Below are 12,166 nucleotides of genomic sequence, written 5' to 3'. Positions count from 1 at the left end.
TTTAATCTGTGTTTTTAATTATTTCCTGATCTAAAACCGGTAAAGTTTCATTTTCTAATTCGTACTTTAAAGGAGCTATAAATGCTAAGTAAGCTGGTTTTATACTTTTCTTTAAAGGTTCTGCTTCTGGTAATTTCGTTTTCGGACTTAAAGGATCTACTTCTCGTCCATTTTTCCAAAAGCGATAACAAACATGATTTCCAGAACTACTGCCTGTATTACCTACATAGCCAATAACATCTCCTTGTTTTACAAAATCGCCAACTTTTACCTTTCTTTTGCTCATGTGCAAATATTTTGTAGTATATATTGCATTATGTCTTACAGCTACATAATTCCCGTTTCCTCTTTTTCTTGTAGATTCGGTAACAGTTCCATTTGCGGTAGCCATAATTGGTGTTCCATTTCTTGCAGCAAAATCGGTACCTCTGTGAGCTTTTACACGGTAACCATAGTGTGCAATTCTTCTTTTTAAATTATATCTTGATGATATTCTGTACTGAAATTTTATGGGTGATTTTAAAAACTGACTACGCAACATATTTCCGTTTTCGTCATAATATTCAGGAATCCCACTAATGCTATCTGCAACAAAACGAAAAGCATATAAATTAGTGCCATTATGATTAAATACTGCCGATTTTACATCGCCATAACCCGCAAAAACAGTATCGTTTATAAACTTTTCTTCGTACATAAACTTAAAAGAATCTCCTTTTTGAAGTTTGTAGAAATCAAGTGTCCATGCGTAAATATCGGCAATTGTATAGGTTAGATTAGGTGATAAATGCAAACTATCCATAGAAACAGAAAGGCTCGAATTAATAACCCCTTTCACAGACTTTAAAACTGTCTTTATTTTCTTCTGAAAAGGTTTTGCAACTATTACAGAATCTTTAAAGTCGATAATTGTAGCGTTAATTTTATCGTGTTTATATATAAAAACCTGTGCTTTTTCGGTAGAGTCTTTACTTGCTAAAATAGTGTAAGGCTTACCAGCTCTAACACGCCTAACATCAAAAACTTCTTTTATTGAAGATGCAATTTTATTTATTTTAGGATAATAAACATGATGCCTATCTAAAATAACACCAAAACTTTCTCCTTTTCTGATAGTATCTTGTATTACTTTATAATCATCAATTTTATAACCAAATCTAAGTTCTGGTTGTATAATTTTAACTTCTTGGGTGGTTGCTACTTCTTCTTTTTTACAAGAATAAAAGCTGACAAATAAAAGTAAAAGGAGGAAACTATTTTTCAAAAGAAAGGGTTGTTAATTATTACGGTCAAAAGTACAAATAAAAAACACTTTTTTTTACATGAATCTGTTGTAAGTTCGAAAAGGGTTTCGCTACAGGTAAAGAATAGCTTTATTTTTATTAGAAAAAAGAGCTTGTAAGAAATCGATAAGTTATTTTATTTAGCCTTTAAAAGGGCTAACCAGTCCTCTGTACGCCTCTAACTCTGCTCTTAATGAGCCTACAGATAAATCAGCTTTAATTTTTACAGGTATTTTATTTGCATCATCTGTAATCCAAAGAGTTACACTTTCTTGTGCTTTAAAAACCCTACCAGATTGAACCAAAGGTCTAAAAATCAGGGTTTTTACTTTACCAAACTTTGTTTTAAGAGTTTCTTTTCCTAAAAAACGAAGTTTAAAAGGATAAACCTGAGAATCCATAAACATATCAATGGCTATTTCTTCTCCTTTTTGCATATTTTTTACGTTCTTATTCCTTAAATAATAAAAAGAAGAAAGCATGTCTTGTACATTCGAAAAAGCTATTGAAGTATCTTTTTGCTTTGTAAAATCTTGCACATATGCCTTGTTAGACTTGTAATTAAAAGTGGTAATTCTATATTTTTTATAACCACCCTCATCAATTTTTCTTTTAAATAAATAAGGCTTTATAAACTCTTTATCAAAATAAGACTCATACGTGTCATCTACCTCAAAAAACCATTTAATCATTCCAGAAGTATAACCTGTGCCTTTGGTGTAATAGACTTTTTTTCCGTTTAACTCTTTTTCTGAAACTTCTAGAATTGCTGTTCCCGCTCTAAGAAAACCAGAATAACTCATTTTATACTTTAAAAATTCACCAGCTTTAAATGCTTGCACTTTTTCTTGTCCGAAAACAGAAATAGCGCTTGCTAAAAATAGAATTATTAAAATATACTTTTTCATCAGAAACCAAACTTATAAAAAAGTATTGACAAATACTGTTCCAGAAAAGAAATAATTCTCATTCTGAAGATATTAAAGTAGAATTTGTAGATTCCTTGGCGCTTTGCAATGATGTTTAGAAAGTTATTTTTTATTGTAAAAAATTAGAAACAAGAAACTAGAATCTAGAGACAAAGTAAAGCCTTATAATCTATAGAACCCTGTTACTTCGACGAAGGAGAAGTCTCATTACAGTGAGTAATCAACAACCAACTTTATGAGATTTCTCTCAAAAGTTCGAAATGACAATTAAATCGTTAAAGAAAAAAACTAAAAAGTTCCCCAATTCTTTAACTCCTCTTCAGACCATAAATACGGATAAAAAATTCTTCTTTGGTATTTTGGATGCATGTATTTACGCCAATTGCTTCCACCGGTTGCTTTTAAGTCTGAATCACTACCTCCTATATATTTAGCCGCTGCATTATAATGAGCTAATACCCATTTTACGTTTACGGTATAATCGTAATGACGCATAGCTTTTATTAAGTCTTTATTTTGCTGCACTTCTTTTGGCAACTGTTTAAACTTTAAAGACAAGTTGATGTCATTATAATCTTCCATAAAATCGATAAACTCTCCCAAATATTTTTTCTCAAAGAGGTTTAACAATGTCGATTTTTGCCCAGTCGTGTAATTTTTACCTGCTGCTTGCCAATACAAATGGTCGTAGGCATTTTTAAATGAAGAATTTCTGTCAATTTTATCTCTATAACGCACATCAATCAAATTAATTAATTCTGTAGAAGCAAACTCAATTTTTCGGTATTGTGCACTCTGAAAGCCACTTGCAGGCGTTAGTGTATTTCTAAATTTTAAATATTGTTCTTTTTCCATACCGTCTGCCATTACATTAAAAGAACTGCAAAGCATGTCAAAATACCTACTAATTCTATCTAAATGCATGGCAAATTTATCTGCCGAAATTTCAATCGATTTGGCCACCTGATCTATTTCCCACAACACCATTTTAAACAACAATTCATTCACCTGATGATACATAATAAATACCATTTCATCTGGCTGTGTGGTTCTTGGTATTTGCAAACCTAAAAGAGCATCTGTTTGAATATAATCCCAATATGTAATTGGTGTGCTATGCAACAAACCCTCTAACATAGCATCTACAGGAACGCCTAATTTATCGTATTTCTTCTCTATTGCTTTTAATATTTCTTCTCTATTCATTATTGCTGATTGTTAAACAAATATAAAATAGTTTTATAGAAAAGACCTCACAGGTTTTAAAAACCTGTGAGGTCTAGAAATATTTATACTGTAAACTTCTACTTAAAAACTGTTTAGCAATTACAACGTTCCTCTTTTTTCTTGTTCTCTTTCTATAGATTCAAACAAGGCTTTAAAATTTCCTGCGCCAAAACCTTTAGCTCCCATTCTTTGAATGATTTCAAAAAACAACGTAGGTCTATCTTCTACTGGTTTGGTAAAAATTTGCAACAAATAACCTTCTTCATCAGCATCAATCATAATACCTAAACTTTTTAGTTTTTCGATATCTTCATTTAATTCGTGGCTAAATTCTTCTAATCTTCCAGGTACAGCTCTATAATATTCCTCTGGTGGCGTCGATAAAAACTCTACGCCATTGGCTCTTAATTGAGATACTGTTTTTAAAATATCGTCTGTTGCAACTGCAATATGTTGCACTCCTGCACCTTCATAAAAATCTAAATATTCTTCTATCTGAGAACGTTTTGCTGCTTTTGCAGGCTCGTTAATTGGGAATTTTATTCGTCCGTTTCCATTAGACATTACCTTACTCATTAAAGCAGAATATTCGGTATGAATTTGCTTGTCATCAAACGATAAAAAGTTTTCGAACCCCATGACATCTTCGTACCATTTTACCCAAACATCCATCTGATTCCAACCCACATTACCCACCATATGATCTATATATTTTAGGCCTGCTGCTGGCGGATTGTAATCTGATTCCCATTTTTGAAAGCCTGGTAAAAAGGCTCCGTTGTAGTTTTTACGCTCTACAAATAAGTGTACTGTTTCGCCATAAGTATAAATTCCTGCTCTTACCACTTCGCCATGTTCGTCTTTTTCAACGGTTGGCTCCATGTAAGATTTTGCGCCTCTCGAGGTGGTTTCTTCATACGCTTTTCTGGCATCTTCTACCCAAAGTGCAACCACTTTTACACCATCGCCATGTTTTACAATATGATCATTAATTGGCGATTTACTATTTAGCGGCGTTGTTAGCATCAACTTTATTTTATCTTGTGTTAATACATAACTTACCGAGTCTTTTGCACCGGTTTCTAAGCCACGATATGCATGTGATTGAAACCCAAAAGCTGTTTTGTAAAAATGTGCTGCCTGTTTTGCATTACCTACGTAAAATTCTACGTAATCTGTTCCTAAAAGCGGTAAGAAATCTTGTGCGCCTTCAAATATTTTTTCTAAACCGTAGTTTACTGATTTTATTTCTTTTTTACTCATATTTTGTTATTTTGAAGATAGAAAATAGAGACAAGAAAAAAGATTTTTAGAGTTTATTTTAAAAGCCCATTATCATCTTTTAGAATTCTTGAATCTTTAACTCAATCTTTGTTCGTTGTATTTTTAATTTAGACCTCTCAGGTTTTAAAAACCTATGAGGCCTTTTAGTTTGTAAATTATAACTTCCATTTAATGTTGACCCTTATTTTCAAACAAGTTTAGCCCTGATTGAAACGGCATCCTTTTTAATTATCAGTTCGAGTGAATTTGCTTTTTTAGCAAATTTGTATCGAGAACTCAATTAAAAAGATATAGTGGAAAGCAGGAAATAGCTTCTAATAATTATTCTTTTTACCACATCATTTTTACGTCTGTGTGTTCTACTCCTTTGAAGGATTTATAGGTGGAAGCCAACTTTTATAATAGTCTTCATCGGCTATTTTTATGGCTTCTTCTGTAACCTGTAACGGTTTAAAAGTGTCTACCATAACCGCCAACTCTTCTGTTACGGTTTCTCCTATACTGCGCTCTGTTGCACCTGGGTGTGGCCCGTGTGGAATTCCTGCTGGATGCAAAGAAATATGCCCTGCTTCAATATCGTTTCTGCTCATAAAATCGCCATCTACATAGTATAAAACCTCGTCGGAATCGATATTGCTATGGTTGTAAGGTGCCGGAATTGAGTTTGGATGATAATCATACAAACGTGGCACAAAACTACAGATTACAAAGGCATTGGTTTCAAAGGTTTGATGAACTGGTGGCGGCTGATGTATGCGCCCTGTAATAGGCTCAAAATCGTGAATAGAAAATGCATACGGAAAATTATATCCGTCGTAACCCACTACATCAAAAGGGTGAGAAGCGTAGGTCATTTCTATAATTTCGCCTTGCTTTTTTACTTTGATTAAAAAATCGCCCAACTCATTATACGTTTCTAATTCTTGAGGACGTCTTAAATCTCGTTCACAAAAGGGCGAATGTTCTAACAATTGTCCAAACCAATTTCTATAACGTTTTGGTGTGTAAACTGGCGAATAACTCTCTACTATAAAAAGACGATTATTCTCATCATCGAAATCTAATTTGTAAATAATACCACGCGGAATTACCAAATAATCTCCATATTTAAAGTCGATATTTCCTAAATGTGTTCTTAATTTTCCGGTTCCTTTATGAATAAAAATAACTTCGTCTGCGTCTGTATTTTTATAAAAATAGTCTTGTGTAGCTTGTTTTGGTGCTGCTAAAATAATGTTACAATCAGCATTGGTAAGCACAATTTTTCTACTTTCTAAATAATCGTTTTCTGGTGGTACTTGAAAACCACGAAAGCGATACGACTGAATATTGTTTGCCTTGGCTATTTTTGGTTTTACAGAATACTGCTTGCCAATTTTTTTAACCATGGTAGGCCTATGTTCATGATAAGAATTGGTAGACATGCCATCGAAACCAATGGTACCAAAGAGTTGTTCGTAATATAAACTTCCGTCTTTTTTACGAAATTGGGTGTGTCTTTTAGGTGGAATTTTTCCTAATTTGTGATAGAAAGGCATATTTTGTTATTAAATGATTAAAAAATTAAATGATTGAAAATTCATTTAACTTGTGTCATTCTGGGTTGCGCTTTATCAAAAATTTTAAGTGAATTAATAAATCTGTAAACATACTAGAACGTTTTAAGATTGTTCTCTACAAATATACAGAAAACTAAAGGATAATTATCTCTTTAAAAAAAAGACCCTTCTGAATTTAAACAGAAGGGTTTGTAAAATATGTTAAAAGTAACAATGATATTGATTACTCAATCTTTTTAATTACTGCTTTTGGCGCTTCTTTTCTGGTACCATCAAAACCATCTACACCACCAACAGTGGTATATTTCATTACATACTTTTTATCTGGAAAAATACGTTTGTAAGCGCTTTGGCACATTAACGTTGCTTCGTGAAAACCACAAAGAATTAACTTTAATTTACCAGGATAAGTGTTTACATCGCCAATGGCATAAATACCCGGAATGTTGGTTTGATAATCTAACGCATTATTTACCTTAATCGCATTTTTTTCTATTTCTAATCCCCAATTTGCAATAGGACCTAGTTTAGGAGACAAGCCAAAAAGCGGAATAAAGTGATCGGTTTCTATGGTAAAAGGCGCCTCTCCGTTTTGCACAACCGAAACACCTGTTACTTTTTCTGTACCAACAATTCCTTTTACTTCTGCTGGTGTAATAAGCTTTAACTTACCTGCATCTTTTAATTCTTGTACTTTATCTACCGAATCTAAAGCGCCTCTAAATTCGTTTCTTCTATGAATTAAGGTTACAGATGCTGCAACGTCTGTTAAAAATATAGACCAATCTAAAGCAGAGTCTCCGCCACCAGAAATTACTACTTTTTTATTTCTGTAAAATTCTGGATCACGAATAATATACTCTACCCCTTTGTCTTCAAAATCTACAATATTAGGAATTGGTGGTTTTCTAGGTTCGAAAGAGCCTAAACCACCCGCAATTGCAACTACTTTTGCATGGTGTTTTGTGCCTTTATTAGTTGTTACAATAAAAGTTTCGTCTTCTTGTTTTTCTATGGTATCTGCGCGTTCACCTAAAGTAAATCCTGGCTCAAATTGTTTAATTTGCTCTAATAATTTATCGGTTAAATCGCCCGCAAGAATTTCTGGATATGCAGGAATATCATAAATTGGTTTCTTCGGATAAATCTCAGAACATTGTCCGCCTGGTTGCGGTAATGCATCAATTAAATGGCAGCGTAATTTTAACAATCCTGCTTCGAAAACAGTAAATAAACCTGTGGGTCCGGCCCCAATAATAAGTATGTCTGTTTTTATCATTTTGATAAAAATTTTAGATTTTGATGAGTGCGTTAAGGATTGAAACGACATCCTTTTTTGTATTTCTCAAAAAAGATATAGTGCAAAGCCTGACCAAGCTTTTTTGCTTGGGAACGCCCAAAAATATATTTTTTATAGTTTTTAAAACCTGATTTTTATCAGTTTAAGCAACATTTATAACTTCTACAATGTGTGGCGCATACTTTTTTATGGTAGCCTCTACACCATTTTTTAAAGTCATTTGATTGACAGAACAACCCGTACAAGCACCTTCTAATTGTACTTTTACAATGGTGTCTTCTATGGATAAAAGTTTGATGTTTCCGCCATCGTTCATTAAAAAAGGACGAATTTCTTCTAATGCTTTTTCTACATTATTTAATGTTTCTTGTGCTGTCATATGCTTTATTTTTTCACGGAGCTACAACCACTCATTGTTGTAATTCTAACAACTTCTGTTGGTGGTAAGTTTTCGTTTCTTTTTATTAATTGCGCCACCATTTCTTTGGTAATCTCGTTAAAAGATTTCTCTAAAACAGTGCCGTTTTGTAAGGCTACAGGATGCCCAACATCTCCGGCTTCACGAATACTTTGTACCAAAGGAATTTCGCCTAAAAACTGAGTATTGATATCTGCTGCCAAGTTTTTTGCACCATCTTGACCAAAAATATAATATTTGTTATCTGGCAACTCTGCTGGTGTAAAGTAAGCCATATTTTCGATGATTCCTAAAACGGGTACTTTAATACTGTCTTGTTGAAACATAGCAACTCCTTTTTTTGCATCTGCCAAGGCAATATTTTGTGGTGTAGAAACCACTACCGCACCATTAATTGGTAAAGCTTGTACAATAGATAAGTGCACATCTCCTGTTCCTGGAGGTAAATCGATTAACAAGAAATCGAGCTCGCCCCAAGCTGCATCAAAAATTAATTGATTTAATGCTTTAGAAGCCATGGGACCTCTCCAAATTACTGCCTGGTCTGGATTTGTAAAAAACCCTAAAGACAATAATTTTACTCCGTAATTTTCTACAGGCTTCATTTTAGATCGCCCATCTACATTTACAGAAAGTGGTTTTTCTTTTTCGACATCGAACATGATGTGCTGTGATGGACCATAAATATCTGCGTCTAAAACACCTACAGAAAAGCCCATTTTTGCTAATGAAATTGCCGTATTTGCTGTTATGGTAGATTTACCAACACCACCTTTACCTGATGCAATGGCAATGATGTTTTTAATGTTTGGTATTTCTTTTCCTCGAATTAAATTCGGGTTTTCTTTAACAGCAGGCTTTTCTACTTTTACATTTATTTTTACCTGAATATCCTCTTTTACATTCGCCTTGATAGCATCAGAAATGGCTGTCTCTATCTTCTTTTTTGCCTGTAAAGTTGGGTTGCTTATCGTTACATCTACAATAACCTCGTCGCCGAAAGTTACTACGTTTGTTACATTTTTATTTTCTACCAAACTTTTACCTTCTCCTGGAGCAGTAATTGTTTCTAATGCTTTGTAAATATCTTGTTTTGTAAAACTCACGTCTTATTTTTATTTAATCTTGATTGCAAAGATACGGCTAAGTGTTCAGAAAATAAAGCGAGTAGATGACGATTTTCTATACTTTGATAAATGTAAATTATAGTATTTGCTGTATTTATTTAGACAGCTCTTCACTCGGGTTCCAGAATATTTTATCAAAATTCTGAATTTGGTTTTCAACAACAACAATCCCCTCGTTTTCTAACAACTGTTGCATTAAGTTAGTGCCATCAAAATGATGTTTTCCTGTTAACAATCCTTTTCTGTTAACTACTCTATGTGCAGGTACTTCTTCTTGTTGATTGTGAGAGTTGTTCATTGCCCAACCCACCATTCTTGCCGAACGTGCAGCACCTAAAAAAGTGGCAATTGCGCCGTAACTAGTTACCCTACCTAAAGGAATTAAACGGGCTACTTGGTATACTTTTTCAAAAAAATTGTCGGATTCTTTCACTTTCACGAAGTTAAGATACTATTTATTGTACAAAACTTTTTGGATGCTGAAATAAATTTAGAATGACTATCGCTAATACTTTAGTCGAAACTTAATATAAGTAATTGCTTTATCGACTTCTAAATATTGTTTTTCGTAAAAGGTTTGGGTTGCTGTTACCTCTTCTGGTGCACCTTCATTTTTATAAACTGTGTGGTTGGCATATAAAACCTCGTGCCCTTCTCCATGCAACAACCCTAAGGTATAACCATGCATAAACTCTGAGTCTGTTTTAAGATTTACAATGCCTTCTTGGTTTAAAATATGATGGTATTTTTTAAGAAAGTTCGCATTAGTCATTCGATGCTTTGTACGCTGAAATTTTATCTGCGGATCTGGAAAAGTAATCCAGATTTCTGAAACTTCATTTTCTGCAAAAATAAAATCTACTAGTTCAATTTGCGTTCTTACAAAGGCAACATTTGGTAAATTTTCTTCGATAGCCGTTTTAGCGCCTCTCCAGAAACGAGCGCCTTTTATATCGATACCAATAAAATTTTTATCGGGATTTTTTTGAGCAAGTGCAATGGTATACTCTCCTTTACCACAACCTAACTCTACTACAATAGGGTTGCTATTACCAAAAAAAGAATGCCATGCGCCTTTGTGAGAAAAGTTGGTAATTACTTCTTCTCGAGTAGGCTGAATGACATTTTTAAATGTTTCGTTTTCTTTAAAACGCTTCAGTTTATTTTTGCTTCCCAAAGTATCTTTTTATGCTTTATCTTCTTTCCCTTCGTTCTTAAACTTAACAGATTGACCCATCCAATAAGCAAAAAGCACTAATAAAACAGCTAAAAACATCCAGTTTATTGCGTTTGAAGACCACCAATTGAAATCGCCTTTTCTTAACCAATCAAAAGGAATGAATAATAAATCTGTAAATAAACTACCAATCCATCTAAAAATATTGCTTGCTATCATAACTTAATTATCTTTACACTGCAAAAATAACAAAAGAAACAATGCTAGCCAATTTTTTAGAGAAATCTAAGCCAATCAATTTTACAATCTACTTCGGATTGTTTTTTTGCTGTTTTTTAATCGTTATTTTTTCTAGTCTTTTCGACCATCAAACCTCTTGGCCTAATGTGTTTAAGAGTGTTTTTTTATTCTTTTTGTTTGTAGCTATTTTTTTCTTTTATCATTTTGTTGTCTCAAAAAACAAGCTAACTTTAGATAATTCGTTTGGTTTTTTTCTATTTACTTTGGCCTTAATATTATTTTTGCCAAATTTAATAGCTGTTAAAACACTTTTTTTACTGCTAACTCATTTATTTTTTTTAAGAAAAATATACAGTTTAAAATCTTCTAAAAAGGTTATTAAAAAACTTTTTGATAGTGGTTTTTGGCTTGGTATGTTGTGTTTAATAGCCCCTAATTCTATTCTTTTTGTAGCACTGCTTTATACTGCTATTTTATTACATCAAAAAATAACGTTTCATACCTTAATTACCCCCGTTATTGGTTTTATTTCTCCACTAATTATTTATGGTACTTACTTGTTTTGGCAACAAGAAAGTTTTAGTTATACTTTTTTTGAAACCGTTAATTTCGAAGGTTTTAACAACATGTATTTTTACAGTAAAGGATATCATTTATGGTTAACAACAACTATTTTACTGCTAACTTTTGGATGCCTTATTATTAAAACTCCTAAAGCACTATCTGTAAACAACTCTTTTAAAATGAGCTGGTTGCTACTAATTGTAAATTTAGTTGTCGCAATACTATTTGCTTTAACGGAAGTTGAAAAAAATGGTTCGGAAATAGTATTTTTAACCATCCCTGCAACAATCATTATTGCAAATGGTTTAGAAGTTTTTAAGAATAGAATTATTAAAAATATTTTATTTAGCCTTTTATTGGTGGGAACTTTTATAACTTTCTTCTGGCTATAACTTAGTGCCAAAAGCCAAATCACCAGCATCACCAATACCCGGTATAATATATCCTTTTTTATCTAGTGTATCATCTATGGCTGCTACCCACAAATGAGTGTTTTCTGGAAAATGATTTTTTATAAATTCGATTCCTTCTTTGGCCGCTATAACAGCAACTATATGAATCTCTTTCGGAATTCCTTGTTCTTTGATGGCATTATATACTGCCACTAAACTTTGACCCGTTGCCAGCATAGGATCTGCCAAAAGCATTGTTTTGTTTTCTATGGATGGTGTTGCAAAATACTCTACAATAATTTCAAAATCATCAGCTGCTTTTAAGGGTTTTCTGTAAGCAGAAATAAAAGCATTTTCTGCAGCATCAAAATAATTTAACAACCCTTGGTGTAATGGTAAACCCGCTCTTAAAATAGAGCATAAAACCACCTCGTTTTGTAGTAATTGCATTTTTTTTACACCCAAAGGTGTCGTTACCTCTTGGTATTTATACAACAAATCTTTACTAAGTTCGTACCCAATTACCTCTCCAATTCTTTCTATATTTCTTCTAAAACGTAAAGAATCTTTTTGAATTTTTGGGTCTCTAATCTCAGCGATAAAAGTATTTAAAACTGAAGGTTGCTGAGTAAGATTATGTATTTTCATCTTCTTTAAGTTATTACA

The 12,166-nt window shown here is 32.9% G+C and carries 13 protein-coding genes; 1 reads left to right on the top strand and 12 read right to left on the bottom strand.

What is annotated here, in order from left to right; genetic code table 11:
* Nucleotide 1 precedes the first annotated feature (1 nt).
* The 11 genes from Q0678_RS05185 to Q0678_RS05135 all read right to left on the bottom strand — a co-directional run bounded on the left by Q0678_RS05185 (nt 2) and on the right by Q0678_RS05135 (nt 10,523).
* Nucleotides 2–1,264: a peptidoglycan DD-metalloendopeptidase family protein gene (locus Q0678_RS05185; RefSeq protein WP_299054868.1), complete on the bottom strand. Its 1,263-nt coding sequence runs from the start codon at nt 1,262–1,264 to the stop codon at nt 2–4.
* Between the two features lie 159 nt (nt 1,265–1,423).
* Complete coding sequence (locus Q0678_RS05180; RefSeq protein WP_299054866.1) at nt 1,424–2,191, bottom strand: DUF3108 domain-containing protein; 768 nt, start codon at nt 2,189–2,191, stop codon at nt 1,424–1,426.
* A 309-nt stretch (nt 2,192–2,500) separates the two neighbouring features.
* Nucleotides 2,501–3,418 (bottom strand): tryptophan 2,3-dioxygenase family protein, encoded by a 918-nt coding sequence (locus Q0678_RS05175; RefSeq protein ID WP_299054864.1) that lies wholly within the window; start codon nt 3,416–3,418, stop codon nt 2,501–2,503.
* Nucleotides 3,419–3,538: 120 nt separating this feature from the next.
* Nucleotides 3,539–4,702, bottom strand: a complete 1,164-nt coding sequence (hppD, locus tag Q0678_RS05170) for a 4-hydroxyphenylpyruvate dioxygenase (RefSeq protein WP_299054862.1) — start codon at nt 4,700–4,702, stop codon at nt 3,539–3,541.
* A gap of 380 nt (nt 4,703–5,082) precedes the next feature.
* Complete coding sequence (locus tag Q0678_RS05165; protein WP_299054860.1) at nt 5,083–6,261, bottom strand: homogentisate 1,2-dioxygenase; 1,179 nt, start codon at nt 6,259–6,261, stop codon at nt 5,083–5,085.
* A gap of 244 nt (nt 6,262–6,505) precedes the next feature.
* Nucleotides 6,506–7,561, bottom strand: coding sequence for an NAD(P)/FAD-dependent oxidoreductase (locus Q0678_RS05160; RefSeq protein ID WP_299054858.1), 1,056 nt, complete (start codon nt 7,559–7,561; stop codon nt 6,506–6,508).
* A gap of 163 nt (nt 7,562–7,724) precedes the next feature.
* Nucleotides 7,725–7,961, bottom strand: a complete 237-nt coding sequence (locus Q0678_RS05155; protein ID WP_299054855.1) for a NifU family protein — start codon at nt 7,959–7,961, stop codon at nt 7,725–7,727.
* Between the two features lie 5 nt (nt 7,962–7,966).
* Entirely contained in the window at nt 7,967–9,106 is a 1,140-nt protein-coding gene (locus Q0678_RS05150) for an Mrp/NBP35 family ATP-binding protein (protein ID WP_299054852.1), read from the bottom strand.
* Nucleotides 9,107–9,221: 115 nt separating this feature from the next.
* Nucleotides 9,222–9,560 (bottom strand): MGMT family protein, encoded by a 339-nt coding sequence (locus tag Q0678_RS05145; protein ID WP_299054850.1) that lies wholly within the window; start codon nt 9,558–9,560, stop codon nt 9,222–9,224.
* 72 nt (nt 9,561–9,632) lie between these two features.
* Nucleotides 9,633–10,304: a tRNA (guanosine(46)-N7)-methyltransferase TrmB gene (gene trmB, locus Q0678_RS05140; RefSeq protein ID WP_299054848.1), complete on the bottom strand. Its 672-nt coding sequence runs from the start codon at nt 10,302–10,304 to the stop codon at nt 9,633–9,635.
* A 9-nt stretch (nt 10,305–10,313) separates the two neighbouring features.
* The gene (locus Q0678_RS05135) at nt 10,314–10,523 is read right to left on the bottom strand and encodes a hypothetical protein (protein ID WP_299054845.1); all 210 of its coding nucleotides are present in this window, start codon (nt 10,521–10,523) and stop codon (nt 10,314–10,316) included.
* 41 nt (nt 10,524–10,564) lie between these two features.
* Between Q0678_RS05135 and Q0678_RS05130 the strand changes: the two genes are divergently transcribed.
* Nucleotides 10,565–11,500, top strand: a complete 936-nt coding sequence (locus Q0678_RS05130; protein ID WP_299054843.1) for a DUF6427 family protein — start codon at nt 10,565–10,567, stop codon at nt 11,498–11,500.
* On the opposite strand, the gene upp is transcribed toward Q0678_RS05130, so the two are convergent.
* Complete coding sequence (upp, locus tag Q0678_RS05125; RefSeq protein WP_299054840.1) at nt 11,495–12,148, bottom strand: uracil phosphoribosyltransferase; 654 nt, start codon at nt 12,146–12,148, stop codon at nt 11,495–11,497. The two genes, Q0678_RS05130 and upp, sit on opposite strands and share 6 nt — an antisense overlap.
* Nucleotides 12,149–12,166: the final 18 nt, after the last annotated feature.

The organism is uncultured Polaribacter sp. (assembly GCF_947497125.1).
Lineage (GTDB): Bacteria > Bacteroidota > Bacteroidia > Flavobacteriales > Flavobacteriaceae > Polaribacter.
The sequence above is the reverse complement of the archived record's forward strand: the minus strand, read 5'-3'. Positions and strand labels throughout refer to the sequence as shown.

What these genes read in the sequence shown, in the direction of transcription:
- Q0678_RS05155 (WP_299054855.1), bottom strand. Translation starts at nt 7,961, where the DNA reads ATGACAGCACAAGAAACATTAAATAATGTAGAAAAAGCATTAGAAGAA.
- Q0678_RS05130 (WP_299054843.1), top strand. Translation starts at nt 10,565, where the DNA reads ATGCTAGCCAATTTTTTAGAGAAATCTAAGCCAATCAATTTTACAATC.
- Q0678_RS05135 (WP_299054845.1), bottom strand. Translation starts at nt 10,523, where the DNA reads ATGATAGCAAGCAATATTTTTAGATGGATTGGTAGTTTATTTACAGAT.
- Q0678_RS05165 (WP_299054860.1), bottom strand. Translation starts at nt 6,261, where the DNA reads ATGCCTTTCTATCACAAATTAGGAAAAATTCCACCTAAAAGACACACC.
- hppD (WP_299054862.1), bottom strand. Translation starts at nt 4,702, where the DNA reads ATGAGTAAAAAAGAAATAAAATCAGTAAACTACGGTTTAGAAAAAATA.
- Q0678_RS05180 (WP_299054866.1), bottom strand. Translation starts at nt 2,191, where the DNA reads ATGAAAAAGTATATTTTAATAATTCTATTTTTAGCAAGCGCTATTTCT.
- Q0678_RS05175 (WP_299054864.1), bottom strand. Translation starts at nt 3,418, where the DNA reads ATGAATAGAGAAGAAATATTAAAAGCAATAGAGAAGAAATACGATAAA.
- Q0678_RS05160 (WP_299054858.1), bottom strand. Translation starts at nt 7,561, where the DNA reads ATGATAAAAACAGACATACTTATTATTGGGGCCGGACCCACAGGTTTA.
- upp (WP_299054840.1), bottom strand. Translation starts at nt 12,148, where the DNA reads ATGAAAATACATAATCTTACTCAGCAACCTTCAGTTTTAAATACTTTT.